The 25,661-nt window shown below is 32.9% G+C and carries 25 protein-coding genes; 12 read left to right on the forward strand and 13 right to left on the reverse strand.

Annotated features, from left to right (window positions below; translation table 11 throughout):
• A complete protein-coding gene (locus tag MUN68_RS02240) occupies positions 1–519 on the reverse strand; it encodes a GTP-binding protein (RefSeq protein WP_249994925.1) in 519 nt (172 codons plus the stop codon).
• Between the two features lie 147 nt (positions 520–666).
• Here MUN68_RS02240 and der point away from each other — a divergent pair, with 147 nt between their 5' ends.
• A complete protein-coding gene (der, locus tag MUN68_RS02245; protein ID WP_249994924.1) occupies positions 667–1,974 on the forward strand; it encodes a ribosome biogenesis GTPase Der in 1,308 nt (435 codons plus the stop codon).
• A gap of 123 nt (positions 1,975–2,097) precedes the next feature.
• Here the strand turns inward: der and MUN68_RS02250 are convergent, their stop codons facing one another.
• From MUN68_RS02250 to MUN68_RS02270, 5 genes are read right to left on the reverse strand one after another with little or no spacing between them, the layout of a single operon-like run.
• Positions 2,098–2,949, reverse strand: a complete 852-nt coding sequence (locus MUN68_RS02250; RefSeq protein WP_249994922.1) for a TPM domain-containing protein — start codon at positions 2,947–2,949, stop codon at positions 2,098–2,100.
• Between the two features lie 5 nt (positions 2,950–2,954).
• Entirely contained in the window at positions 2,955–3,392 is a 438-nt protein-coding gene (locus MUN68_RS02255) for a TPM domain-containing protein (protein WP_249994921.1), read from the reverse strand.
• Between the two features lies 1 nt (position 3,393).
• Entirely contained in the window at positions 3,394–3,996 is a 603-nt protein-coding gene (locus MUN68_RS02260) for a LemA family protein (RefSeq protein ID WP_249994920.1), read from the reverse strand.
• Between the two features lie 12 nt (positions 3,997–4,008).
• A complete protein-coding gene (locus MUN68_RS02265) occupies positions 4,009–4,338 on the reverse strand; it encodes a MerR family transcriptional regulator (RefSeq protein WP_249994919.1) in 330 nt (109 codons plus the stop codon).
• Positions 4,338–5,309 (reverse strand): M23 family metallopeptidase, encoded by a 972-nt coding sequence (locus MUN68_RS02270; RefSeq protein WP_249994918.1) that lies wholly within the window; start codon positions 5,307–5,309, stop codon positions 4,338–4,340. Before MUN68_RS02270 ends, MUN68_RS02265 begins: the two co-directional genes overlap by 1 nt.
• Before the next feature lie 153 nt (positions 5,310–5,462).
• Between MUN68_RS02270 and alaS the strand changes: the two genes are divergently transcribed.
• The 3 genes from alaS to MUN68_RS02285 all read left to right on the forward strand — a co-directional run bounded on the left by alaS (position 5,463) and on the right by MUN68_RS02285 (position 10,245).
• Positions 5,463–8,078, forward strand: a complete 2,616-nt coding sequence (gene alaS, locus MUN68_RS02275; protein WP_249994917.1) for an alanine--tRNA ligase — start codon at positions 5,463–5,465, stop codon at positions 8,076–8,078.
• A gap of 24 nt (positions 8,079–8,102) precedes the next feature.
• Positions 8,103–9,455, forward strand: a complete 1,353-nt coding sequence (locus MUN68_RS02280) for a UDP-N-acetylmuramate--L-alanine ligase (RefSeq protein WP_249994915.1) — start codon at positions 8,103–8,105, stop codon at positions 9,453–9,455.
• A 151-nt stretch (positions 9,456–9,606) separates the two neighbouring features.
• A complete protein-coding gene (locus MUN68_RS02285) occupies positions 9,607–10,245 on the forward strand; it encodes a hypothetical protein (RefSeq protein ID WP_249994914.1) in 639 nt (212 codons plus the stop codon).
• A gap of 78 nt (positions 10,246–10,323) precedes the next feature.
• Here MUN68_RS02285 and MUN68_RS02290 read toward each other — a convergent pair whose 3' ends face one another.
• From MUN68_RS02290 to MUN68_RS02300, 3 genes are all read right to left on the reverse strand, one after another.
• Entirely contained in the window at positions 10,324–11,223 is a 900-nt protein-coding gene (locus MUN68_RS02290; protein ID WP_249994913.1) for a DUF4476 domain-containing protein, read from the reverse strand.
• 69 nt (positions 11,224–11,292) lie between these two features.
• Positions 11,293–11,886 carry an FMN-binding negative transcriptional regulator gene (locus MUN68_RS02295; RefSeq protein WP_249994912.1) on the reverse strand — a complete coding sequence of 198 codons (594 nt, stop codon included), beginning with the start codon at positions 11,884–11,886 and terminating at the stop codon, positions 11,293–11,295.
• The gene (locus tag MUN68_RS02300; protein ID WP_249994910.1) at positions 11,886–12,335 is read right to left on the reverse strand and encodes a DUF1569 domain-containing protein; all 450 of its coding nucleotides are present in this window, start codon (positions 12,333–12,335) and stop codon (positions 11,886–11,888) included. Before MUN68_RS02300 ends, MUN68_RS02295 begins: the two co-directional genes overlap by 1 nt.
• A 70-nt stretch (positions 12,336–12,405) precedes the next feature.
• On the opposite strand from MUN68_RS02300, the gene radC reads away from it, so the two are divergent.
• The 4 genes from radC to MUN68_RS02320 are packed head-to-tail and all read left to right on the forward strand — an operon-like array spanning position 12,406 to position 16,064.
• Positions 12,406–13,104, forward strand: a complete 699-nt coding sequence (gene radC / locus MUN68_RS02305; RefSeq protein WP_249994909.1) for a RadC family protein — start codon at positions 12,406–12,408, stop codon at positions 13,102–13,104.
• A 58-nt stretch (positions 13,105–13,162) separates the two neighbouring features.
• Positions 13,163–14,464, forward strand: a complete 1,302-nt coding sequence (locus tag MUN68_RS02310) for a polysaccharide deacetylase family protein (RefSeq protein ID WP_249994908.1) — start codon at positions 13,163–13,165, stop codon at positions 14,462–14,464.
• Positions 14,454–15,143 carry a YjjG family noncanonical pyrimidine nucleotidase gene (locus tag MUN68_RS02315; RefSeq protein ID WP_249994907.1) on the forward strand — a complete coding sequence of 230 codons (690 nt, stop codon included), beginning with the start codon at positions 14,454–14,456 and terminating at the stop codon, positions 15,141–15,143. The genes MUN68_RS02310 and MUN68_RS02315 overlap by 11 nt, the downstream gene beginning before the upstream one ends.
• Before the next feature lie 36 nt (positions 15,144–15,179).
• Positions 15,180–16,064, forward strand: a complete 885-nt coding sequence (locus tag MUN68_RS02320; RefSeq protein ID WP_249994906.1) for a hypothetical protein — start codon at positions 15,180–15,182, stop codon at positions 16,062–16,064.
• On the opposite strand, the gene MUN68_RS02325 is transcribed toward MUN68_RS02320, so the two are convergent.
• Positions 16,061–17,341, reverse strand: a complete 1,281-nt coding sequence (locus MUN68_RS02325) for a replication-associated recombination protein A (protein ID WP_249994904.1) — start codon at positions 17,339–17,341, stop codon at positions 16,061–16,063. The genes MUN68_RS02320 and MUN68_RS02325 overlap by 4 nt on opposite strands.
• Positions 17,342–17,428: 87 nt before the next feature.
• Here MUN68_RS02325 and MUN68_RS02330 point away from each other — a divergent pair, with 87 nt between their 5' ends.
• Positions 17,429–18,175, forward strand: a complete 747-nt coding sequence (locus tag MUN68_RS02330; protein WP_249994903.1) for a rhomboid family intramembrane serine protease — start codon at positions 17,429–17,431, stop codon at positions 18,173–18,175.
• On the opposite strand, the gene rlmB is transcribed toward MUN68_RS02330, so the two are convergent.
• The 3 genes from rlmB to MUN68_RS02345 all read right to left on the reverse strand — a co-directional run bounded on the left by rlmB (position 18,172) and on the right by MUN68_RS02345 (position 22,473).
• Positions 18,172–18,906 carry a 23S rRNA (guanosine(2251)-2'-O)-methyltransferase RlmB gene (rlmB, locus tag MUN68_RS02335; RefSeq protein ID WP_249994902.1) on the reverse strand — a complete coding sequence of 245 codons (735 nt, stop codon included), beginning with the start codon at positions 18,904–18,906 and terminating at the stop codon, positions 18,172–18,174. The genes MUN68_RS02330 and rlmB overlap by 4 nt on opposite strands.
• A 62-nt stretch (positions 18,907–18,968) precedes the next feature.
• Positions 18,969–20,612 (reverse strand): aryl-sulfate sulfotransferase, encoded by a 1,644-nt coding sequence (locus MUN68_RS02340; RefSeq protein WP_249994901.1) that lies wholly within the window; start codon positions 20,610–20,612, stop codon positions 18,969–18,971.
• 172 nt (positions 20,613–20,784) lie between these two features.
• Positions 20,785–22,473, reverse strand: coding sequence for an outer membrane protein assembly factor (locus MUN68_RS02345; RefSeq protein ID WP_249994899.1), 1,689 nt, complete (start codon positions 22,471–22,473; stop codon positions 20,785–20,787).
• Between the two features lie 172 nt (positions 22,474–22,645).
• Between MUN68_RS02345 and rpsL the strand changes: the two genes are divergently transcribed.
• From rpsL to fusA, 3 genes are read left to right on the forward strand one after another with little or no spacing between them, the layout of a single operon-like run.
• On the forward strand, positions 22,646–23,020 hold the full coding sequence (rpsL, locus tag MUN68_RS02350) for a 30S ribosomal protein S12 (protein ID WP_008269190.1): 375 nt from the start codon (positions 22,646–22,648) through the stop codon (positions 23,018–23,020).
• Positions 23,021–23,042: 22 nt separating this feature from the next.
• Positions 23,043–23,519 (forward strand): 30S ribosomal protein S7, encoded by a 477-nt coding sequence (gene rpsG, locus MUN68_RS02355; protein ID WP_249994898.1) that lies wholly within the window; start codon positions 23,043–23,045, stop codon positions 23,517–23,519.
• Positions 23,520–23,525: 6 nt separating this feature from the next.
• Positions 23,526–25,652 carry an elongation factor G gene (gene fusA / locus MUN68_RS02360; protein WP_249994897.1) on the forward strand — a complete coding sequence of 709 codons (2,127 nt, stop codon included), beginning with the start codon at positions 23,526–23,528 and terminating at the stop codon, positions 25,650–25,652.
• Positions 25,653–25,661 lie beyond the last annotated feature (9 nt).

A 25,661-nucleotide genomic window follows, 5' to 3' on the forward strand; every position in this document is an offset into this window, starting at 1 on the left:
TTACAGTTCTGTATGTATCCCTTTGCTTCTTAGTGTGTCACGCATAAAGTGATGTAATTGTTGCATTTCATTCATTCCCGTTTTTTTTCCAATACGTCCACCAAAATAAAGGGCAAACCAAATAACAATTGTAAACAAGGCAAAAAATAATTGAAAGGCGTAGCTATGACCTAAAGACCAATTAACGTAAGCCCAAGTTCCAAAGGCTATAAAAAGTCCAGCTATTAAAAAGTGAAAAAACATAAACATGGTCCAAACTGTTGGATTTGGTCCAAATAAGCCATGAATGGTACTGCCTTCTTTGTCGTATTCGTTATTAATTTCTAAATGCAATTGAGGCGACCAAAAATGCTGTTTAGCTTTAGGGATTCTAATAAAAACATGGTCATCAATACGTGATACTATAAAATCTGATTGAGTAACTTTTGTGTCTTCAAATAATTGTAAAAGTATCTCGTTTTCATGTGCGACTTTAAACTTAAATCGAGGTCTTAATACAATTTCGTTAGCTGTAGCCATTAGATGTTTTATAGTATTTCAAATTACTGTTTTTTATTCATAAAAAGAATTCATTTCATGTTTAACGTAAAATTGATGCTACATCAGTACTTATTTAGTACATTTGCAGCCGCTTACAGGATATGTAATGCAGATAAAATATAAGTTATGAGTAATATAGTTGCTATTGTAGGAAGACCAAATGTTGGAAAGTCAACATTTTTTAATCGATTAATTCAACGTCGTGAAGCCATTGTTGATGCTGTTAGTGGAGTGACTAGAGATAGGCATTATGGGAAGAGTGATTGGAATGGAAAAGAATTTTCATTAATTGATACAGGTGGATATGTTAAAGGAAGTGATGATGCTTTTGAAGCCGAAATTGATAAACAGGTTGAATTAGCCATAGATGAAGCCGATGCTATCATCTTTATGGTAGATGTCGAAACTGGTGTCACAGGAATGGATGAAGATGTAGCGAGATTGCTTCGTAAAGTTGACAAGCCCGTATTTTTAGCTGTTAATAAGGTTGATAATGGAAAACGTTCAGAAGATGCTGTTGAATTTTACTCATTAGGATTAGGAGAGTATTATACCATTGCAAGTATTAATGGAAGTGGAACAGGTGATCTTCTTGATGCTTTAGTTGAAGCTTTGCCAGAGCAAGAAGAAGAGGAAGAGAAAGACGAATTGCCGCGTTTTGCTGTTGTTGGTCGCCCAAATGCAGGAAAATCTTCTTTTATAAATGCATTAATTGGAGAAGATAGATATATCGTAACTGATATTGCAGGAACCACACGAGATTCTATAGATACTAAATATAATCGCTTCGGATTTGAATTTAACTTAGTGGATACAGCTGGTATTAGAAGAAAATCAAAAGTTAGAGAAGATTTAGAGTTTTATTCTGTAATGCGAAGCGTTAGAGCGATTGAGCATTGTGATGTGTGTCTTGTCGTTTTAGATGCTACTAGAGGTTTTGATGGTCAAGTACAAAATATCTTTTGGTTGGCACAACGTAACCGAAAAGGAATAGTAATACTCGTTAATAAATGGGATTTAGTAGTTAAAGACACGATGACTATGCGTGATTTTGAACGAAAAATTAGAAAAGAAATAGAACCATTTACTGATGTACCTATTGTTTTTATTTCTGTACTAAATAAACAACGTATTTTTAAAGCCATAGAAACTGCTGTAGAAGTTTATAATAACCGAACTAAAAAAATTAAGACAAGTAAGCTTAATGAAGTATTACTACCAATAATAGAAAATTATCCACCTCCAGCGTATAAAGGTAAATTTGTAAAGATTAAGTATATCATGCAATTGCCAACACCTCAGCCACAATTCGCATTTTTCTGTAATTTACCTCAGTATGTAAGAGATGCATATAAGCGTTATTTAGAAAATCAATTAAGAGATCATTTTGATTTCAAAGGTGTTCCTATTAGTATTTATATGCGTAAGAAATAAAGATGGATTTAATGATTTGATAATCAGGGCACTTTTTCATTTTTGGAATAGTGCTTTTTTTTGTTTACTAACAACTAACAACTAACAACTAACAACTAACAACTAACAACTAACAACTAACAACTACCAGCTTCCACCAGCTCCTCCTCCAGAGAATCCTCCTCCACCTCCGAAGCCTCCAAAACCACCACTAGAACTCCCTCCACTAAATCCGCCACCAAAGCTTCCGCTAGAGCTTCTTCCATAGCTGCCACGTCCCATGTTGCTTAGGATAATGGCATCAAGTATGCTAGTTCCATTAGTGTGATTGCCACCCTTTCCATTGTTTCCATCACGTCTATTTTTAGAAATGGCAATTAGGAAAATAATAAAAATTATAAATAAGAAAATGAAGATTATAAATGGAAATTCATTAGAGTTAGCTTCTGTATTACTTTGATATTTACCTGATAATACTTCAAAGATTGCATCTGTACCTTTATTGAGTCCTTGGTAATAATCTTCTTTTTTGAACTCAGGAATAATTACATTTCTTATAAGTTCTCCTGTAATTCCTGCTGTAAGTCTGTCTTCAACACCATAACCTGGAGAAATCCATATCTTACGATCATTACTAGCCAATAAAATGAAAACACCATTGTCTTCTTTGGCTTGTCCAATTCCCCATTTCTGACCCCATTTTGGAGTTAATAAACCAATATTTTCTCCCTTGGTTGTAGGAATTATGACAACTATAACCTCTGTTGAAGTCGAGTCGTTATAATTTTTTAGTTTATCATATAGTTGTTTGTATTCGCTTTGGGATAAAGTGTTTGTACTATCAATTACAGGTGGAATGAAATTTGGTTTTTCCGGAATATTGTACTGCGCAAATAAAGAGAAAGAGCATACTAAAAGTAATACTGTTAGTAAATGTTTTAGTCTCCTTTTGTAAACATTTGAATTTCTGATGTTTTTATGAATTGATATTAACATGTTATTTATCCTTTTGAAATATCATCGGTTAATTCATTTACATCACCATGAATCCAAGGGAAATGAGTTTCTAACTGTTTGCCAGCTTTCAGAACTCCATCAATAAGCCCTTGCTTAAAATCACCATTTTTAAAATGAGATTGCATAACATCTTTTGTACAGTCCCAGAAATCTGAAGGTACAACATCGTTGATACCTTTATCACCATAAATTACAAATGTTTTGTCTTCAACAGCAACATAAATTAATACGCCATTTTGTTGTTTGGTATTGTCCATTTTAAGATAATGAAAGACTTCCATTGCACGATCAAAAGCATCCTTATTTGAAGTTTTTTCAAGATGAACTCTAATCTCTCCAGAAGTGTTTTGTTCAGCAGTTCGAATTGCTTTAATAATGTCTTGCTCTTCTTGAGCAGTAAGAAAGGCTTCAATTTTAGACATCTTAATTGTCAAAATCAAATTCTACATCAACTGGTTTTTCAGCTCCAACTTCAGCATCAAAATAAGGCTTGTCATCAAAGTTTAAAACTCCAGCTAATAAAGAGTTTGGAAACTCTTTTACATGAATGTTATAAGGCTTGATAGCTTCATTATAACGTGTTCTTGCAGTTTGAATTGTGTTTTCAGTACTAGTTAACTCGTCTTGAAGTTTTAAGAAATTTTGATTTGATTTTAAATCAGGATAACGCTCAACAGTCACTAATAAACTTTTTAAAGCACCACTTAAACCTCCTTGAACTTGGTTATATTGTGCCAATTGTTCTGGAGTTACGTTTGAAGGGTCAATATTTATTGAAGTTGCTTTTGCTCGAGCTTCAATCACATCCTTTAATGTGTTACGTTCAAAATCTGCAGCCCCTTTTACCGTGTTTACTAGATTGCCAATAAGGTCATTACGTCGTTGGTAAGAGGTTTGAACATTTCCCCAAGCTTCACTTACACCTTCGTTAAGTTGAACTGCTGTGTTATTAAATCCTTTAACCCAAGAATAGGATCCGAGTACAATTACTGCAATTATAATAACAGGAATAAGCCATTTTTTCATAATGATATAGTTTTAAAGTTGTGTTTTGATTTTAATAAGCTGCGCTTTTATGCCTTCTAACTTATTGATAATTTCAAAGTTGTTTAATGATTTTTGCTTTTCCTCTTTGAGATGTGTTTTTGCACCTTCCAATGTGAAACCACGTTCTTTGACTAAGTGATAAATAAACTGAAGATTTTTAATATCTTCAGGAGTAAACTTTCGATTTCCTTTGGCGTTTTTCTTAGGTTTAATAGCATCAAATTCTTTTTCCCAAAATCGAATTAAGGAGGTGTTTACACCAAAAGCTTTAGCGACTTCGCCAATATTGTAATATCGTTTTTCAGGTAAATCTATATGCATTAGTCTAAGGATTGATTTTCTAAAGATGCTTTCTCTAACAGTCTTGCATATTCGTCCGCAGAAAGGTTTCCGTAGTAAAAGTTTATTGGATTGATACGTTCTCCGTCTTTGAATACTTCATAATGAAGATGAGGTGCTTCTGATCGTCCTGTACTTCCTACAAAACCAATTAAATCACCACGTTTTACTTTTTGATTTGAACGTACATTGTATTTATATAAATGTGCATAAAGCGACATGTAGCCATAACCATGATCTATTCTAATATGTTTTCCATAACCAGATGCATTATTATCTGCACGAGTTATTTTGCCATCACCAGAAGCATATACAGGTGTACCTCTTGGTGCAGTAAAGTCCATTCCAAAGTGAAATTTTCTAACCTTTGTAAAAGGATCTGTTCTGTAACCATAACCAGAAGCCATATGTTTTAAATCTTCATTTTTCACAGGTTGAATAGCTGGAATTGCTGATAAAAATTTCTCTTTGTCTTCGGCTAAAACAGCAATCTCATCTAAAGATTTTGATTGAACAACAATCGCCTTTTGAAGTAAATCTAAACGTTTGTTACTTTCAATAATTAGTTTTGAATTGTCGTAACCTTCATATTTTTTGTACCTGTTAATACCACCAAAACCTGCTCTTCGTTGTTCTGAAGGTATTGGATTGGCTTCAAAATACAATCTGTAAATCGCATTATCGCGTTCTTCAACACTTTCTAAAACAGTAAAAGCATTGTCAACACGCTTATTAATAAGTTTGTATTGTAATTCTAAATTAGCGAGTTCTCTTTTTAGAGCACGTTCTTTAGGTGATTCAATATATTGGCTAGCAATAAAAACGAAAAGAAATCCAAATAAAGCTGATGCAAGAACAAACAACAAAGCAAACTTTATTGTAGTTCTTTTTTTGCGCTCTATTTTTCGGTAAGAAAGCGTTTCAGAATCGTAATAATATTTTACTTTAGCCATATCTTAAAAAGTTCTATTTTTGCAGGAATAATAGAACGTAACACAAATATATAAATTGTTTCACACTTTGAAGTCATTTGAACTTTAGTTTTAGTGGTTTTCATTAATTTGGGTGTTTCAATTTGTTAATTTACAAGGATTTAATTTCTTATTATGAAGTCTCAAGACATTCGAAACACATTTTTAAACTTCTTTCAAGAAAAGAAGCATAGTATCGTGCCTTCTGCACCAATGGTTTTAAAAAACGATCCAACCTTGATGTTTGTTAATTCAGGGATGGCTCCTTTTAAAGAGTACTTTTTAGGAAATGCTGAACCCAAAAACAATAGAATTTCAGATTCTCAAAAATGCTTACGTGTTTCTGGTAAGCACAACGATTTAGAGGAAGTAGGATACGATACCTATCATCACACATTGTTTGAAATGCTTGGAAATTGGAGCTTTGGAGATTATTTCAAAAAAGAAGCTGTTGCTTGGGCTTGGGAATTATTGACTGAAGTGTATGGCATTGATAAGAACATCCTTTATGTGACTGTTTTTGAAGGTAGTGAAGATGCAGATCAATTGCCTATGGATCAAGAGGCTTATGATTTCTGGAAAGCTTTAATTCCTGAAGATCGTATTCTTATGGGAAATAAGAAAGATAATTTTTGGGAAATGGGAGAGCAAGGACCTTGTGGACCTTGTAGTGAGATTCATGTTGATATTCGTTCTGAAGAAGAAAAAGCAAAAGTTGACGGAAAGTCATTAGTAAATATGGATCATCCACAGGTTGTTGAAATCTGGAATCTCGTATTTATGCAATACAATCGTAAAGCTAACGGAAGTCTAGAAAATTTACCTGATAAGCATATTGATACAGGAATGGGCTTCGAACGTTTATGTATGGTGTTACAAGGTGTGCAATCTAACTATGATACTGATGTGTTTACACCAATAATTAGAGAGATTGAAGCGATTACTAATAAAAACTACGGAAACGATGATAAAGTAGATATTGCCATTCGTGTGATTTCTGATCATGTAAGAGCTGTAGCTTTTTCTATTGCTGATGGTCAATTGCCAAGTAATACTGGAGCAGGTTATGTGATTCGAAGAATTTTACGTCGTGCAGTTCGTTACGGATTTACTTTTTTAGATAAAAAAGAACCTTTCATTTACAGATTGGTAGATGTTCTTGTTAAAAAAATGGGAACTGCATTCCCTGAGTTAAAAGAGCAAAAGCATTTGATTGAAAATGTAATCAAAGAAGAAGAAGTCTCTTTTTTAAGAACATTGGATCAAGGTTTGTTACTATTAGATCGAATTATTTCTGATTCAGATTCAAAAGAAATTTCTGGAGAGAAAGTTTTCGAACTTAAAGATACTTATGGGTTTCCAGAAGATTTGACAGATTTAATCCTAAGAGAAAAAGGATATACATATAACAACGAAGAATTTCTGTTAAGGCTTAAAGAACAACAAGAAAGAGGTAAGCAGGCGTCACAACTAAAATCTGATGATTGGACAATATTACATCAAGACGAAGTTGAAGAATTTATCGGTTATGATACTTTAGAAGCACATGTGAAAATTACACGCTATCGTAAAGTTGTTTCTAAAAAAGATGGTGAAATGTATCAGCTAGTGTTCAATATAACACCATTTTATGCTGAAGGTGGTGGACAGGTAGGAGATAAAGGCTATTTGGAAGGTCAACATGGAGATGTAGTTTATATATTAAACACTAAAAAAGAAAATAATTTAATTATTCATTTTGCTAAAAATTTACCGAAGCATACGGATGAGGTTTTAAAAGCGGTTGTTGATGCTAAACAACGTTATAGAACAGAGTGTAATCATACTGCTACACATTTATTGCACCAAGCATTACGCGAAGTCTTAGGAACTCATGTTGAGCAGAAAGGGTCTGCAGTGCATTCAAAGCATTTGCGTTTCGATTTCTCACATTTTTCTAAACTTAGTATTGACGAGTTGCGTGATGTTGAGAACTTTGTGAATTCAAGAATTGAAGGTAAATTGCCTTTAGTGGAACATAGAAGTGTGCCAAAAGAGCAAGCTATTGCAGATGGCGCAATGTCATTATTTGGTGAAAAATATGGTGATTCAGTACGTACCATTCGCTTTGGTCAGTCTATTGAACTTTGTGGTGGAACACACGTGAAGAATACAGGTGATATTTGGCATTTTAAAATTGTTTCAGAAGGTGCAGTTGCTGCTGGTATTCGCCGTATTGAAGCCATAACTAATGATGCAGTGAAAGATTTCTATTTTGAAAATAATAGAGCGTATTTCGAAATGAAAGATTTATTAAATAATGCGAAGAAACCTGTTAAAGCACTTCAAAATCTACAAGAGGAAAATTCAGATTTAAAGAAACAGATTGAAAACCTCCTTAAAGATAAAGCTAAGAATATTAAAGGTGATTTAAAAAGTGAGATAACTGAAATTAATGGTGTACAGTTTTTAGCAAGAAAAGTTGATTTAGACGCTTCTGGTATTAAAGATTTATGTTTTGAACTCGGTAGTCAGTTTGATAATTTATTCTTACTCTTTGGATCTGAAAATAACGGTAAAGCGATTTTATCCTGTTACATTTCTAAAGAACTTGTAGCAAGTAAAGATTTAAATGCAGGAACAATTGTAAGAGAATTAGGAAAACACATCCAAGGAGGTGGAGGAGGACAACCTTTTTTCGCAACTGCAGGTGGTAAAAATCCAGATGGAATAGACAAGGCTGTTAATGCTGCAAAGTCATATATTGAATAAGTTAATTTTTAAAAATATCATCTCATGAACGTACATTTTATAGCTATTGGTGGAGCAGCAATGCATAATCTTGCTATTGCCTTACATAATAAAGGTTATAAAGTTACTGGAAGTGATGACACAATTTTTGATCCTTCAAAATCGCGTTTAGAAGTTAAAGGGTTGTTACCTGATACGTTTGGTTGGTTTCCAGAAAAAATTACAAATTCGTTAGATGCAATCGTACTGGGAATGCATGCTAAAAAGGACAATCCTGAATTATTAAAAGCACAAGAATTAGGTTTAAAAATTTATAGTTATCCTGAGTTTTTATACGAGCAGTCCAAGCATAAAACACGTGTTGTTATTGGTGGAAGTCATGGAAAAACAACAATAACCTCCATGATTTTACACGTGATGCATTATCATGATCGCGATGTCGATTATATGGTTGGCGCTCAGTTGGAAGGTTTTGATGTCATGGTGAAACTTACTGATAACAATGATTTTATCGTTTTAGAAGGTGATGAATACTTGAGTTCTCCAATCGATAGACGACCAAAATTTCATTTGTATAAACCTAATATTGCTTTGTTAAGTGGAATTGCTTGGGATCATATTAATGTGTTTCCTACCTATGAAAATTATGTAGAGCAATTTTCAATATTTGTCGATAGTATTGTTAATGGTGGAAGCATTAATTATAATGAAGAAGATTTAGAAGTAAAACGAGTCGTAGAAGCTTCTGAAAACACTATTAGAAAATTGGCGTATCAAACTCCAGAATATCGTGTTGACAACGGACAAACATTATTAGAAACACCTGAAGGTGAATTACCTATTGAGATTTTTGGAGCACATAACCTTAATAATCTTGCTGGTGCCAAATGGATTTGTCAGCACATGGGAATTGATGAGGATGATTTTTATGAAGCCATTGCAACCTTTAAAGGAGCAAGTAAGCGTTTAGAAAAAATTGCTGAATCTCCTAAAAGTGTCGCTTATAAAGATTTTGCACATTCACCAAGTAAAGTTGAAGCAACAACCAATGCTGTTAAAGAACAATATTCTAACAGAACACTTGTTGCTTGTTTAGAGCTGCATACCTACAGTAGTTTAAATGCTGAATTTTTAAAAGAATATAAAGGCGCATTGAATGCTGTAGATGTTGCTGTCGTTTTTTATTCACCACATGCTGTAGAAATTAAAAAATTGGATAAAGTAACTCATGAACAAATTGCCAATGCTTTTGAGCGTGACGATTTAGTTATCTACACCAATCCAGAAGACTTTAAAGACTTTTTGTTCGCTCAAAATTTTGATAATAAAGCGTTATTATTAATGAGTTCTGGTAATTATGGTGGATTGGATTTTGATGAAGTGAAGAAACTATTTTAGATGTTCTGTCATTCTGAACACAGTAAAGATTATTATTTAAGTTTATAATAATTTTAATCTTATCTCGTTATCATTTCAAACCAACCAAACCCATATAATCTATACTACACAATTACGTTTATTAATCAATTTTTAAAATCAATAAATTATTATGAGGCGTATTCTTATCACAGTATGCATGCTGTCTTTATTTTTTTCATGTTCTAATGACGATTCTAATGCACCAGAAGCTCAAGTCGGAAATTTTTATGCTTTAACCGTTGGGAACTCTTGGGTGTATAAAAATTATCAGTATAATATAAATACAGAAACTTACGAAGATACAGGAGTTATTGATGCAGTTAGTATCTTAGGTACTGAAGATATCGATGGAAACACTTATTTTAAGTTTAGAAGACTCACGACAGGTAATGAAGATCAAATCACTTATTGTAATGCCAATGGAGAATATTTTGAGTATTTAAGAGAGTTTGAAGGCAATCTTATTTGGGATACTGGTGAAGTGAAATTCACAAATAATGATTATTCTGTTAGAACTCTTGACGAAAATGATTGGGGAAATATCGTAGAAAAATTAACAGAAAATACAACAACACTCAGTGTTGAAGCCGGAACTTTCGAATGTATAAATTCTGAGCGTTTTGTTATTTTTCCAGATGGAGAACAAGCGCCTGCTTTAGATAAATTTTATTATTCAGATGGTATCGGATTAATTTATGACTCATCCTCTTTTGTAACTCAAGAAATACCAGTGGTTATAAGACGATTAGAGTCTTATGACATTCAATAAGTTTTAACCAAAACACCATTTTATCACGAAGTATGTTTTTCTTATAGTATTCAATAATAGTTTTATTTAAAACTTAATTTAGTGCCCAAAAGACTCAATATACTCGTTTAGCTCCTCAATTGTAGATTCAAATTCAAATGAGTTATTCACCTTCCAAAAATTTTCTGGATTAAAACAATACGAATACGCAAACTTTGCATACTCTATTTTGGTAGCTTCAAAATCAAATAAACTTGTAACTTGAGCAATCTGACCAGAAGTTAGGCAATTGCCTTTAGTGACTTGTTTCGCTAGTGTTAATTTTGAATCTGAAAATGTTTTACTTCTAATGGATTCCAATGCCTGATTAAAATCTGAACGAGACATTTCATAACAATCAGTGTCTTCAATAATCACAATTTCATCTGGTGCTCCAATTGTTGTCGTCGTGGTTTGTGTTGTCGTTGAAGATGAACCTGTATTCACATTAATGCCAATACCTACATTAGTGTCACTAGTATTTACACCAACACCAATATTAATTTGTTCTCCGTTACCTGAAGACGTAGTGGTAGTCATTTGTGTAATGGTTTGAATAGGAGGAAGTGCTACAGTATTATAACGAATTACAGAAACATTGCTCGGAGGAGCTTGAATATTTTGAAACGGTGTAAATGAGTAAAAACGTAATTTTTTACCACGCTTAGTCGTTTTTATTTTATAAACAAACTCACCATGTTTATTATCTGCATCTACAACCATAAGGTGCCTTTTTTCAAGCACTGGAATAGATTCATCAGCAAAAATAATTTTAGTATCATAATATTCATGTACTAAATAATCTACAGCTATATTTACGACTGGTTCTTCATTTTGTCTAATGCCATTAAGGATCACATAAAATGGATTTCCATCTTCAGAGAAAATAGTTAAACGAGATTCTTGAGCTGTTGAAAACAAACTCACAAGTACTAAAGTTAAAAAGGTTATTTTTTTCATAAGTATTGATTTTTAAAAACAAGCTTTATTCAAAACTTATGCCAAAAATAATAAATTAATCAGATATATTTATGCAAATACTTTATCCAGAAACTCCTTAGTACTGTCTTGATTTGCCTTCACTAATTGAGCTCTAGCTAACTTTGTGTCACTTGGTTTTTTGTCCTGAGATAATTTAAATTTACCTTCCCAATTGGTAATTGTAATTTCAAACATGTTGATATAATTCAGGTTTTTATCTAATCTTGGGTTATCTGGTTCTAAAGCGTATTTGTGGTCTGGAGCTTCTAAAAATTCTGTCATGGCAATCAAAGATTGTTTTAAAGCTGCTTTACTTTCAATAGCGTTTACCTTTCCTTTTAAGTGTACTTTAATGTAATTCCATGTAGGTAATTGTGTGGTGCCATAAACACTAGGAGAAATGTAACATTCTGGCCCAGAAAAAATAAGCGTAACATCGTTGTTGCTTTTCAATAGTTTGGCTTGCGGATTATAAATATCTATATGACCAATCAGTTTTCCATTATCAAATATTAATGGCAAATGTGTAATCAATGGAATATTATCTTGTATTGATATTAGAGTCGCTAAAGGATAGGTTTTTATAACTTCTATCATATGATTTTGATCATTGTCCAAATGATATTTAGGAGGATACTTCATTAGACACCAAATTGTTTTAAATGATGATCTAAATGTTTGTATTGCATTTTTCCCCATTGTTCGTTTGTGAATTTACCAAACATTGGATGTGGAGGCCATTCTATTTTTGATTTTTCATTATGAAATTGAGTAATTTTCTCTAATAAGTTACTTTTTTCAGTAGTAAAATCTTTGCTATCATGCACTATAAACTGTTTCGTAGTTGGAAGGCTTTTTTTCCAAGGCTTGTCATCATATAAAGACGCTTTAAACATAGAGAATAATAAGCGTTTAACTACATTGGGTTTTGCTAATTTAAGCTCTTGTAAAGCAACTTGTAAAGGAAAACTACAGTGGGCTAACATCTGGTTAGCATTCATTTTTCCCCATTTTGGTTGTGCTTGTGTATTAAGTTTTTCAATTCTGCTCATAATTTCATTATGAGCTTCAGTCGTGAATAAGGATTTCATAACAACATAGTATTTTTTCTATACAATTCATATATTTATACCTCAGAAAGTTACAATTTATCTTTATAAAATGACTAAAAAACATACAGCCTTTTCCATAAAAAATTGGTCACAAGACGATCAACCTAGAGAGAAGCTTCGCGATAAAGGCAAAGCAGTCCTAAGCGATGCAGAATTAGTCGCTATTCTAATTGGTTCTGGGAATAGAGATGAAAGCGCTGTGTCATTAAGTAAGCGAATTTTAGCAAGTGTTGATAATAATCTTAATGCATTAGGAAAGTTGTCTTTAAAACAACTCATGACCTTTAAAGGAATTGGGGAAGCCAAAGCCATAGCTATTGTTGCTGCCTTAGAAATTGGTAGACGCAGACGAGGTAACGAAGCACTAGAAAAAAATAAAATTAGCTCTAGTGTTTCTGTTTTTGAACTCCTACAACCCATAATTGGTGAGTTGCCTCATGAAGAGTTTTGGATTGTTTATTTAAATAATTCTAATAAAGTCATTCAGAAAAACCAATTAAGTAAAGGCGGAATTACTGGAACTTTAGTCGATGTTCGTTTGGCACTTAAAATAGCTTTAGAAGTTGGAGCTGTTGGGTTGATATTAGCTCATAACCATCCGTCTGGTACTTTAAAACCCAGTGAAGCCGATAAAAATTTGACTCAAAAACTAAAATTGGCTGCTCAAAGTTTAGATATAAAGGTTTTAGATCATCTCATCATTACTGAAAATAGTTACTTTAGTTTTGCTGATGAATCTCTATTGTAAAATGATGATTTTCAATTCGTAATTTGGTATTTTTAGGAATTGGAATCTGATATCAAATATGCTCCTCGTTTATACACATAAAATAACACCAAGGTTACGTTACACATTTAAGCATTTGTGTACACGAATATTAGGGATTCCAGTATCGTTTACAACTACAATTGAAGATTTTATTGCTCATGAGAGTATAAAAATATCATATACAAAACAACCTTTGAGTAATGAAATTTTTGTGAGATGTCATGAGCTGCTTTTTGAACAAGGCCTTTCAGATATTGATATAAATGTTCAGAAATGGGAAGAAACAAAATGTTTTTTTTCTACAGGAGAAAAGAGTGTTTTGCCTTTTGATATTTTTGCGGCTTCTTTTTATTTGCTGAGTCGATATGAAGAATACTTGCCTCATGTAAAGGATGATTTTGGTCGATTTACAGCTTCTGAAAGTATTGCCTTCAATAACAATTTTTTACATCAACCAGTTGTAGATATTTGGGCGTATAAGTTTAAAACGATTTTAGAATATAAATTTGAAAACTTTAATTTTCCGCAGAAAAAATATACTGTGCAACCCGTTATTGATGTGCCAAGAGCATACTATTATCGAAAAAAAGGATTGATACGAACCTTTGGTGGAATCTTTAATGACTTGTTTCGACTACGATTGAAGCGTTTGTATCTAAGAACTTTAGTTTTATCTGGGTTTAAGCGTGATCCACACGATACATTTAAATGGATAATTAATAAACAAAAAACCTGTGATTTTAAGTTTGTAGTTTTATTTTTAATAGGTGATTATTCTACATATGACAAAAATATCAATGTCAATAAAAAGGAATTCGTATCTCTAATTAAATCCGTTGCAGATTATTGTAAAGTAGGTATCAAAGCCTCATATTTTGCCTTAGATGATATTTCTATTTTGAAAAAGGAAAAGAAAAAAATGGAAGCAATTGTTAATTATGAACTTCAAGCGTCAAGACATTCATTTTCTAAACTAAACTTGCCCAAGTCATATCGTCATCTGGTAGAACTTGAAATTAACCAGGATTATACAATGGGTTATATTAAAGAATTAGGATTTAGAGCAGGAACTTGCACGCCATTTTTGTTTTATGATTTGGATTATGAAGTCCAAACTCCATTGCAAATTCATTCTTTTCATTGCTTAGACGCAGCATTGTTGAAACACCAGTCTCAATTAGATAAAAAAGAAGCCCTACAGCGTATAATAAAACAAGTCAAACAAGTCAATGGGACGTTTACACCTGTGTTCCATAATTATAGTTTTAGTGACGATGTACTTTGGAAAGGGTATAGAGAATTATTCACCATAATATTAGATTCAGCAAATGAAGATTAAGGATATTAAACATGTGTTTTTCGATCTCGATCATACACTTTGGGATTTTGATAAAAACTCAGCGCTTACCTTCGATAAAATATTTGAGTTGCATCAATTGAATATTGATAAGAATCAATTTTTATCAAGGTATGAACCTATTAATTTGAACTATTGGAAACTCTATCGTGAAGAGAAAATAGACAAGTCTAATTTGCGTTATAAACGTTTGAAAGATACTTTTGATGCTATTGAGTTTGAAGTTTCAGACGATACCATAAATCAATTATCTGAAGACTATATAACATATTTAACAAGCTTTAATCACTTATTTGAAGGCACTTTTGAGTTATTAGAACACTTAACTAAACATTATCAATTGCATATTATTACGAATGGATTTGATGAAGCTCAGCAAAAAAAGATGGATAATGCTAATATCTCTCAATATTTTGAAACGGTTACAAATTCAGAAATTGCAGGTGTAAAAAAGCCAAATCCTATTATTTTTGAATATGCCTTAAATAGTGCTAAAGCAAAGCCACATGAAAGTATAATGATTGGAGACAATATTGAAGCCGATATTTTAGGAGCACTTGAGATGGGTTTTGATGCCATTTTGTTCAATTATCATAATCATAAAGCAGATGTTCAAATAAAGCAAGTAACGTCTTTATTAGATATAAAAATGTATCTTTAATCACTCTTTTTTGAACATTTAAAATAGTCAATTTACATGAAAAATATAATCTTATTTCTTTCACTATCATTACTGATTTCTTTTAATGCTTCTTCACAAGATGAGCAGATCAATATTGAAGCTATTAATAATTATAAATATGTCATAATTCCCTTAAAGTTTGAAGTGTTGAGCGAAGTAGATCAGTATCAAATCAATTCATTAACAAAATTTTTATTTAATAAATATGGCTATGCAGCGTTTCTAGAGAATGATTCGTTTCCAGAAGATTTACGTCAAAATGGATGCTTGGCTCTTAAAGCAGATGTTATTAAAGTTAAAGGGGGTTTTTTAAGTACACGACTTAAAATTAACCTTATGGATTGTAATGGGCAGTTGGTTGTGTCTTCAAAAGTTGGGAAAACGAGAGAGAAAGAATTCAAAACGGCATATAATTTAGCAGTACGAAATGCATTTCAAAGTTTTCAGTTTCATAATTACAAATACAAACCAAATCCAAATGCAGCAATTGTAACTTCTAGTACTACAAGTTTAGTAAAGCCAAATGTAGAAGACACTAAAGTTGCTCAAGAAGAAATAGAACGTTTAAAACAAGAAGTTGCTTCTCTAAAAGAAGAAAAGGAAGTCAACAAAACCGTAATTGTACCAGTAGCTGAAACTTCTATAAACAATAAGAAGATTATAAAATCAACAGCGTTAAAAACGAATGTCAGCATACTCTACGCACAGCCTATTGATAACGGTTTTCAAGTCGTTGATAAAACACCAAAAGTAATCATGATACTTTTAGTAACACCAAAAGAAAACACGTTCATTGTAAAAGACCAAAACGCGATTGTTTATAAAGAGGACGGATTTTGGTACTTGTCAAAAAATGATGGTAATGTAACGTCTTTAGAGCGTTTAAATATTAAGTTCTAGTAACCGTATTTGTCTTTCCAGCGTTGCTTTAAAAATTCACGTTGCGCATTTTCTCTTGTGTTGTTTCCAGGATTATAAAGGGTTGTGTTTATAATCTCTTCTGGTAAGAATTCGTGATTTGCAAAATTGTTGTCATAACTATGTGCATATTTATAATTATCGCCATAGCCCAATTCTTTCATTAATTTTGTAGGTGCATTTCGTACGGAAAGAGGTACAGACAAATCTCCAGTGTCTTTAACTAATTGTTGTGCTTTACCAATTGCTTCGTATGCAGCATTGCTCTTTGGAGACGTAGCTAAATAGGTAGCACACTGACTTAAAATAATTCGTGATTCAGGATAGCCAATTATAGAGACTGCTTGAAAAGTGTTATTCGCTATCACTAAGGCAGTAGGATTTGCATTACCAATATCTTCACTAGCTAAAATAAGTAAACGTCTGGCGATGAATTTTACATCTTCACCTCCTTCAATCATTCTCGCCAACCAATATACAGCTGCATTAGGATCACTACCTCTAATCGATTTTATAAATGCCGAAATGATATCGTAATGCTGTTCTCCAGTTTTATCATATCTAACCGTGTTGTTTTGTACTTTCTCTGAAACAATTTCATTTGTAATTACAATCTTTTCATCACTTGTAAATGAAGTAACAATAAGTTCAAAAGCATTAAGTAATTTACGAGCATCACCTCCAGAAAGTCTAATAAGTGCTTCTGTTTCTTTTAGTTTTATGTTGCGCTTTGATAGTGAATCGTCTTCTTTTATGGCACGCTTTAAAAGCGCTTCTAAATCGGATTTGTCAAATGCATTTAAAACATATACTTGACATCTTGAAAGTAATGCTGGAATCACTTCAAAACTTGGGTTTTCTGTTGTGGCACCTATTAATGTCACCCAACCTTTTTCAACAGCTTGCAAAAGTGAATCCTGTTGAGATTTGCTAAACCGATGAATCTCATCAATAAACAAAATAGGATTTTTAGTGGTGAACAATCCACCTCTTTGCTTGGCTTTGTCTATAACGTCTCTAATGTTTTTAACTCCAGAATTGATAGCACTTAGCGTATAAAAAGGTCTGTTAGACTCATTGGCTATAATGTTCGCTAGTGTCGTCTTCCCAGTTCCAGGTGGTCCCCAAAATATCATGGAAGCTATGGCTCCATTTTGTAATTGTTGAGTTAAAACGCCAGTTTTGCCAACTAAATGCGACTGACTTAAATAATCATCAAGTGTTTGCGGACGTAATCGTTCTGCTAATGGTTCGTTCATATTGTAAAATTACAAAAATGAATGTGACAATATTTCATAGTTTTAATAAATGGAGAGCATTTTGCTAATTAAATTCTAAATTTGAAGATGAGTCAAAACCAACAACAGTTTAAATATTCTACAGGAGTCGTTGCGTATCCTGTGTTTTTTGTGCTTTTTATTTGGGTTGTGTTTTGGTTACAAGTGCGTTTTTTTCCAGTAATTAAAACGTTTGGCGTGTATCCTCAAAAGCTTGAAGGACTAAGTGGTATTTTATTTAGCCCTTTTATTCATGCAGATATTCAGCATTTATATCACAATAGTATTCCGCTGTTTATCCTTTCGGTAGCCTTATTTTATTTCTATCGAAAAATTTCTTGGAAAGTCATTTTCTATGGTATTTTACTTTCAGGATTAATTACATGGATAATTGGTCGACCTTCAAATCATATTGGAGCAAGTGGTTTAGTCTATGTGCTCGTAAGTTTTATTTTCTTTAAGGGCATTTTTGCTAAGCATTACAGATTAGTTGCTTTATCTCTAATTATTATTTTTTTATACGGAAGCATGATTTGGTACGTGTTTCCTGTTAAGGAAGGTATGTCTTGGGAAGGACATTTGGGCGGATTAATATCTGGATTGTTTTTTGCAATTGTTTTTAGGAAATCGGTCGCAAAGCCAGAACGTTATGTTTGGCAGCAGCCAGATTATAACGAAGATGATGATCCGTTTCTAAAGCACTTTGATGAAAACGGAAACTTTATTGAAATTTCAGAACCTGAAATCGAAGATGAGATGCCTTCCGAAGAAAACACATTGAATATTACCTATACATTTAAAGAAAAAAAGGATTAACGTCTTTGCCTTACAGCCTCATAAAGAAACGCACCACAAGCTACAGAAACATTTAAAGATTCAATTTCCCCTAAGATTGGCAATTTTGCCTTATCATCTGAAACTTTTAATACGGAAGGATTAATGCCTTTACCTTCGGAACCCATTACGATTGCACATGGTTCTTTAAATGACACATCATAAATGGTGTCTTCAGCTTTTTCGGTTGCTGCAATTACTTTTATTCCAGAAGCTTGCATGTAAAATACAGCATCTTTAATATGATCAACTTTACAAATCGGGATTTTAAAAATTGCGCCTGCACTTGTTTTTATAGTATCACCATTTACAGGAGCTCCTCCTTTTTTCTGAATGATAATTCCTGAAACTCCTGTGCATTCTGCAGTTCTTATAATTGCACCAAAATTTCTGACATCACTTAATTGATCGAGGAGAAGAAAGAGAGGTGTTTTACCAGATTCTAAAACCGATTCGACTAAGTTTTCAATCGTATAGAAACTTATAGGAGCTATTTGAGCTATTGCGCCTTGATGATTTTGTTTAGAAAGTCTGTTTAGTTTTTCTACTGGAACATAAGATATATTGAGACGTTCTTTTCTTAGTAAGTCTTCTAATTCTGAAAATAAATCACCTCGTAATCCCTTTTGTAAAAATACTTTATCAATATTTTCTTCAGATTTAATGGCTTCCATAATTGCACGAATACCAAAAATTGTAGTCTCTTTTTCCATGGGTCAAAGGTATAAAAAAAACCACCTTATAAAAGGTGGTCTGATAATTATGTATTGTTAAATTAGTGTTTAATTATTTTTTTAGTGATAGATCTCGTGTCTGACGAAATTCGTACAAAGTAAATTCCAGAATTATAACTTGAAACATTTATTTCATTAGAATTACTTACTTGACTTATTATAGCTCCAAGACTATTGTAAATTTCAATTTTATTGATTTGATGTGTTGAATTTACTTTGATAACATCAGTGGCAGGATTTGGATACACTGTTACATCTTCAAATGCAAATTCTTCAGTGCTTAAAACATCACAAGGTTCATTTATACCTGAGTTTAATTCTATTGGATTTCCAGGAGTTAAATCACGTCCAGTAAAAGCTGGGTTATCATAACCATATTTATGTGCTCGAAACACTAAATTTGGAATACCTTCAGGATCATCTCCTTGTGATAATATTCCAGTTGCTCCAGAAGGATTAATATATTCCCAAACGATATTTTCATTAGAATCAATCTCAAAGAAGTATCCAGAATCACCATCACAAATCAAGATGTTTCCATTGGGAAGTACTTGAGCACCAGATAGTATTCTTGAAAAGAAATTAATAGGATCAACAGGATTGGTGTACGTATAATCCGTAGCTGTTGGTCCATAAGCTGTGTTTGACGTGTAATCATATACACCAGGAGCTGTAGTTGGAGGTGTTAAAATAAAGACTTCTGAAAAACTAGGTGTTCTTGAGAAGCCATTGTTATATAAAATCAACTGACCAGCATTTGGCAAACCATCAGGAATCCAATGTGGATAATGTTGTCCGAAAAGCTTTTGATCGTTTTGAGTGCCTTGTCTATAGGATTGTGGGTTTCCCCATCGATACAAAAAGTCGCCACCTTTATTGTAAATTCCACCAGTATCACCAGAAGCTTCAGCTGTTGATGTTGAATGATCAATAATATAAATTTCACTCATATGTCTCGCGCTCATTACAATTTGATCAAGATTGTTATTGTATTGTATGGAGTTCATGTGTAGCCAATTTTCACTTCCACTTAAACCACCTAAAAAATTAATGTCAAGTAATTGTGGATTGTTTTCAACAACACCAAAATTATCTTTAGTAACATCAAAATCTTGAATTAAATGGTCTTTGATATTCCATTCCCAAACTACATTAGCTTGATTAATACCCAAAGGTTCGATCTCTAAAATCTGTTCATTAAATAGCACACCATCTGTAAGTAGGTTTGGATCACGACCTGCCTGAATTGCTTCAGCATTAGACATTATTGTAACCGCTAGTATTAATATATTTCCGTTTGGCATCGGGAAAATATCATGATGTTGTATTGTGGTGTCATCAGACATTGTAAAGCTCCACGTTAGGTTGCCTTCCCAATCAAATTTTTCAACTATTCCACCTGTGCCACCAAACATTATAGTCGTATTTGTTACTTTTCCTGCTCTTAATAATGAGCCATCTTCTAAAAGATAAACTGCATTTCCTGGAGGAAAGGCACTAGTCCATTGGTTCACGACTTCTCCACAACTATTTATGAGATAGGTTTCAGTTAGAGATGTAAATAATGTTAATCCGTTATACGTGTCGTTTTGATTATAGGAAATTACTCCAACGGTATTCTGAGATACTAATCCTGAACTAAATGCGATAAAGACTAAGAGCGTTGCAATTTTTTTTAATGTCATAATTATAATATTGTTGAATACAATGAATAATGTTAGAAACCTTAAACTATACTAGCTTTAATTTCACTGAAATCATTTTTATTCAAAACTAATTTTTCTTTTTCAATGGGATAAAGGTATGAAAAAAGGCTTTTTCAGGGTTTGTTTTGTGAATAAGATTAAGTGAATATTACTAAAAAGTGGCCGTTAAACTTAAGTGCACTTTAGAATCAGATAATTTAAATTGTTGATTTTCTGATTTTCCGCTAGAATAGTTAAAACGAAATAAACCAGCTTTACTAAGTAGCCCAAACCCAAATCCAAATCCAAATAGCTTTCCTTTTTGGTTGCTTATCTTGTTTTCAAAGTAAGCAGCATCAATAACTGAATGTACATAAATGTCGCGATTTAATCGATAACGATATTCGGTATTAATCACGCCATACATGTTAGCAATCAAACTATTTTCTTCAAAACCACGAATAGAATTAATACCTCCAAATCTAGGAAGTTCATTTTCAAGAAACGTTTCAGAATCTATAATTTGACCACTTCCTCTAATATAAATACTATTCCGATCATTAAGGTTAAATATTTTATATGTATTTAGTGTAAACTTCGTTTGGTTTTCATGGACATCGTCAAATGTTCTATTTCCAAATCCACCAGTAATATCAAACAAGAAATTTACGGAAAATAGGAAGTCATAATTTTGGCGTTTGGTGTAAATATAATTCGTAAAATAATAACTTGAATTAAAATCATTAATTGAAGATACTTGAGTGTCTAGTAAGTCTGAAGAATTGACACTACTCAAACCAACACTTACAAGATGATTAGAATTTATTTGGTAATTGAGTTTTGCAGATTGTCTTGCAGTTACAAAAGTAGAATCTTTCCTGAAAATATTTAAGTTGACTTCAACGCCTAAAGGAGAACCAAACATATATGGCATTGTAACGTTGCCATCAAAGGTTTGTTGATCATTCTCATCGCTTTTATAAAGTAGCTTTAATGTCTCGCCATAATTAAGATTGTTGGTGAGACTTAAGTTTAGATATCCATCAAATTCTATTTTGTTAGTGTCTTCATTGGTTCCGAAACCTAAAAAGCCATCAAAAGAATTACTCTTGGTTTTTTCTATATACATATATAGTATTGTAGAATCTTTTGTAAATAGCACTTCAGGATCTTTAATCTGATTAGCAAAACGTAAATCATTAAGCTCAGACGTTTTTTCTTTAATACGAGATAAGTTAAAGCGTTGCCCAATTTTAATCTTCATATAATGTTTTATATATGTCTTCGGAAACTTTTCATAGCCCTTAATAATTATTTTATCTATTGAACGCTCAATAGGCAGTGATAATTCTAAGTTTGCTGAAAGGCTACTATCACTCTCTTTCTTAATATCTTTTAGTTGAAGAGTTGAAAAGGGTTTGCCACGATTAGCAATTTCAGTATTTATAAACTTTAAAGTGTTTTCTAATTTAGAAATAGGAAGCGTAAATGACGTTCCTTCTGATTTTATATCAGCTACTTTTAAAATGTCTTTATCAATTAAACCATTATGAATTATGGTAATAGAATTATAGCGTGCCTTTAAACTGAATTTTGCTTCATATAAAGAATCATTCTGCCGTTTAATTTTTAATAACTGACTATTTATATGGCCAATAGATAAAAATCGTTTGGCTATTGAATCGATTTCGATTTTTAGAGTAATATAATCCTTAAAAAAATTTTCATATCCTATTGAATCAATAACTTTGGTTTCTAATTCATCACTTCCAATAACTTTAAGTTCTAGATTTTGAGAATAAATTTTCACAAAAAAAAGAAAAAACAGAATAGCAATGTAAGTATGAAATTTATTAGGCATGTACTGGATTGTTTTTCAAAACTAACGCAAATTAACAAGTAAAAATATGCAAGTAATAAAATAATTTAGGAAACTTTTAAAAATTAATGGCTTAGCATTTGAAAAATTGATATTTATTTCTACCTTTGCAGCCCTCAAAGTAGAGGGTTAAATAATAATTATATAGAAATATATGCCAACAATTTCACAATTAGTACGAAAAGGAAGAGCCAAAATAACCAAGAAGAGTAAATCGGCTGCTTTAGATTCGTGTCCACAAAGACGTGGTGTGTGTACTCGTGTTTACACGACGACTCCTAAAAAACCAAACTCAGCAATGCGTAAGGTAGCAAGGGTTCGTTTAACAAACGGAAACGAGGTTAATGCATACATCGGTGGTGAAGGACATAATTTACAAGAGCACTCGATAGTATTGGTTAGAGGTGGAAGGGTAAAAGATTTGCCAGGAGTTAGATATCACATTGTTCGTGGTGCCTTAGACACAGCAGGTGTTGCAGGTAGAACACAACGTAGATCTAAGTATGGTGCAAAACGCCCTAAGAAGTAATTTAAAACTTTAAGAAGAAGACATGAGAAAAAGAGCAGCAAAAAAGAGACCGCTTTTACCAGATCCACGTTTTAACGACCAGTTAGTAACTCGTTTCGTTAACATGATGATGTGGGATGGAAAGAAGTCTGTCGCTTTTAAAGTATTCTATGATGCAATTGATATCGTAGAATCAAAGAAAACTGACGAAGAAAAAACAGCTTTAGAAACTTGGAAAGACGCTTTATCAAACGTAATGCCTCACGTAGAAGTACGTAGTCGTCGTGTTGGTGGTGCGACATTTCAAATTCCAATGCAAATTCGTCCAGATCGTAAAGTATCAACAGCTATGAAGTGGTTGATATCTTACTCAAGAAAAAGAAATGAAAAATCTATGCCTCAAAAGTTAGCTGCTGAAATTTTAGCTGCAGCTAAAGAAGAAGGAGCAGCTGTTAAAAAGAGAGTTGATACTCACAAAATGGCAGAAGCGAATAAGGCATTCTCACACTTTAGATTTTAATTTAAGATGGCAAGAGATTTAAAATTCACAAGAAATATAGGTATTGCTGCTCATATTGATGCAGGAAAAACTACTACAACAGAACGTATTCTTTATTATACAGGTGTTTCTCACAAAATTGGTGAAGTACATGATGGTGCTGCAACAATGGACTGGATGGAACAAGAGCAAGAAAGGGGTATTACAATTACTTCTGCTGCTACAACTTGTACATGGGATTTTCCGATTGAAAATGGCGAAAAAACTCCAGATACTAAAGGATACCACTTTAATATTATTGATACTCCTGGTCACGTAGATTTTACGGTTGAAGTAAACCGTTCATTACGTGTACTAGATGGTTTGGTTTTCTTATTTAGTGCAGTTGATGGTGTTGAGCCACAATCTGAAACTAACTGGAGACTTGCTGATAACTATAAAGTTCCTAGAATTGGTTTCGTTAATAAAATGGATCGTCAAGGATCTGACTTTTTAGGTGTTTGTCAACAAGTAAAAGACATGTTAAAGTCTAATGCTGTGCCAATCGTATTAAATATTGGTGACGAAGATAACTTTAAAGGAATTATTGATTTAGTAAAAAATCGTGCAATTGTATGGCATGATGAAACTCAAGGAGCAACTTTTGATGTTATTGAAATTCCTGAAGATTTAAAAGCTGAAGCAAGAAAATACAGAGCTTTATTGATTGAAGAAGTAGCTAGCTACGATGAGAACTTATTAGAGAAGTTCATGGAAGATGAAGATTCTATTACAGAAGAGGAAGTGCATGCTGCGCTTAGAGCTGCTGTTATGGATATGGCAATCATTCCTATGATTTGTGGTTCTGCTTTCAAAAATAAAGGGGTACAGTTCTTATTAGATGCTGTATGTCGTTACTTGCCTTCTCCAACAGATAAGGAAGGTATTAAAGGAATGAATCCTGATACAGATCAAGAAGAATTGCGTAAGCCAGATGTAAAGGAGCCATTCGCTGCTTTGGCATTTAAGATTGCAACGGATCCGTTTGTAGGACGTTTAGCATTCTTTAGAGCATATTCTGGTCGCTTAGATGCAGGTTCTTATGTTTTAAATAATCGTTCTGGTAAAAAAGAGCGTATTTCTCGTATCTATCAAATGCATGCTAACAAGCAAAATGCTATTGATTTTATCGAAGCTGGAGATATTGGAGCTGCTGTTGGGTTTAAATCTATCAAAACAGGAGATACACTTACAGATGAAAAACATCCTATCGTTTTAGAATCTATGGACTTCCCAGATCCAGTAATTGGTATTGCGGTTGAGCCTAAGACTAAAGCTGATGTTGATAAATTAGGAATGGGATTAGCTAAGTTAGCTGAAGAAGATCCTACATTTACTGTACGTTCAGACGAAGCTTCAGGACAGACAATTATTTCTGGAATGGGTGAGCTTCACTTAGATGTTATTGTTGATCGTTTAAAACGTGAATTCAAAGTTGAGGTTAACCAAGGTCAACCTCAAGTAGAATATAAAGAAGCTATTACGGCTTCTGCAGATCATAGAGAAGTTTATAAGAAACAATCTGGTGGTCGTGGTAAATTCGCAGATATCGTATTTACTATTGAGCCTGCAGATGAAGGACAAGTAGGACTTCAGTTTGAATCTGTAATTAAAGGTGGTAATGTTCCTAAGGAATTTATTCCTTCAATTGAGAAAGGATTCAAAATGGCAATGGTAAATGGGCCATTGGCAGGTTTCGAAGTTGATGCTATGAAAATTACCTTAAGAGATGGTTCTTACCATGATGTTGATTCTGATCAATTATCTTTTGAGTTAGCAGCTAAATTAGGTTTTAAAAACGTTGCAAAAGCAGCTAAAGCTGTTATAATGGAGCCTATTATGAAACTTGAAGTTATCACTCCAGAAGAAAATATGGGTGATATTGTAGGTGACTTAAACCGTCGACGTGGTCAAGTAAGTGATATGGGTGATAGAGCTGGTGCAAAAACTGTTAAGGCTACTGTGCCATTATCTGAAATGTTCGGTTATGTAACAACATTAAGAACATTGTCATCAGGTCGTGCAACATCAACAATGGAATTTTCACACTATGCAGAAACTCCTAAGAATATTTCAGAGGAAGTTATAGCAGTAGCTAAAGGCGTTGAATCGTAAATCTTAATA

It is taken from the genome of Psychroserpens ponticola (assembly GCF_023556315.2).
Taxonomy (GTDB): Bacteria; Bacteroidota; Bacteroidia; order Flavobacteriales; family Flavobacteriaceae; genus Psychroserpens; species Psychroserpens ponticola.

Bases quoted from the DNA above. Each gene is read 5' to 3' on its own strand.
- der (WP_249994924.1), top strand. From the start codon at position 667: ATGAGTAATATAGTTGCTATTGTAGGAAGACCAAATGTTGGAAAGTCA.
- MUN68_RS02325 (WP_249994904.1), bottom strand. From the start codon at position 17,341: ATGAACGAACCATTAGCAGAACGATTACGTCCGCAAACACTTGATGAT.
- MUN68_RS02240 (WP_249994925.1), bottom strand. From the start codon at position 519: ATGGCTACAGCTAACGAAATTGTATTAAGACCTCGATTTAAGTTTAAA.
- MUN68_RS02280 (WP_249994915.1), top strand. From the start codon at position 8,103: ATGAACGTACATTTTATAGCTATTGGTGGAGCAGCAATGCATAATCTT.
- radC (WP_249994909.1), top strand. From the start codon at position 12,406: ATGACTAAAAAACATACAGCCTTTTCCATAAAAAATTGGTCACAAGAC.
- MUN68_RS02255 (WP_249994921.1), bottom strand. From the start codon at position 3,392: ATGTCTAAAATTGAAGCCTTTCTTACTGCTCAAGAAGAGCAAGACATT.
- MUN68_RS02260 (WP_249994920.1), bottom strand. From the start codon at position 3,996: ATGAAAAAATGGCTTATTCCTGTTATTATAATTGCAGTAATTGTACTC.
- rlmB (WP_249994902.1), bottom strand. From the start codon at position 18,906: ATGGAAAAAGAGACTACAATTTTTGGTATTCGTGCAATTATGGAAGCC.
- rpsL (WP_008269190.1), top strand. From the start codon at position 22,646: ATGCCAACAATTTCACAATTAGTACGAAAAGGAAGAGCCAAAATAACC.
- MUN68_RS02330 (WP_249994903.1), top strand. From the start codon at position 17,429: ATGAGTCAAAACCAACAACAGTTTAAATATTCTACAGGAGTCGTTGCG.
- MUN68_RS02320 (WP_249994906.1), top strand. From the start codon at position 15,180: ATGAAAAATATAATCTTATTTCTTTCACTATCATTACTGATTTCTTTT.
- MUN68_RS02270 (WP_249994918.1), bottom strand. From the start codon at position 5,309: ATGGCTAAAGTAAAATATTATTACGATTCTGAAACGCTTTCTTACCGA.
- MUN68_RS02340 (WP_249994901.1), bottom strand. From the start codon at position 20,612: ATGACATTAAAAAAAATTGCAACGCTCTTAGTCTTTATCGCATTTAGT.
- MUN68_RS02315 (WP_249994907.1), top strand. From the start codon at position 14,454: ATGAAGATTAAGGATATTAAACATGTGTTTTTCGATCTCGATCATACA.
- rpsG (WP_249994898.1), top strand. From the start codon at position 23,043: ATGAGAAAAAGAGCAGCAAAAAAGAGACCGCTTTTACCAGATCCACGT.
- MUN68_RS02265 (WP_249994919.1), bottom strand. From the start codon at position 4,338: ATGCATATAGATTTACCTGAAAAACGATATTACAATATTGGCGAAGTC.
- MUN68_RS02295 (WP_249994912.1), bottom strand. From the start codon at position 11,886: ATGAAGTATCCTCCTAAATATCATTTGGACAATGATCAAAATCATATG.
- MUN68_RS02285 (WP_249994914.1), top strand. From the start codon at position 9,607: ATGAGGCGTATTCTTATCACAGTATGCATGCTGTCTTTATTTTTTTCA.
- MUN68_RS02290 (WP_249994913.1), bottom strand. From the start codon at position 11,223: ATGAAAAAAATAACCTTTTTAACTTTAGTACTTGTGAGTTTGTTTTCA.
- alaS (WP_249994917.1), top strand. From the start codon at position 5,463: ATGAAGTCTCAAGACATTCGAAACACATTTTTAAACTTCTTTCAAGAA.
- MUN68_RS02300 (WP_249994910.1), bottom strand. From the start codon at position 12,335: ATGAAATCCTTATTCACGACTGAAGCTCATAATGAAATTATGAGCAGA.
- MUN68_RS02250 (WP_249994922.1), bottom strand. From the start codon at position 2,949: ATGTTAATATCAATTCATAAAAACATCAGAAATTCAAATGTTTACAAA.
- fusA (WP_249994897.1), top strand. From the start codon at position 23,526: ATGGCAAGAGATTTAAAATTCACAAGAAATATAGGTATTGCTGCTCAT.
- MUN68_RS02310 (WP_249994908.1), top strand. From the start codon at position 13,163: ATGCTCCTCGTTTATACACATAAAATAACACCAAGGTTACGTTACACA.
- MUN68_RS02345 (WP_249994899.1), bottom strand. From the start codon at position 22,473: ATGCCTAATAAATTTCATACTTACATTGCTATTCTGTTTTTTCTTTTT.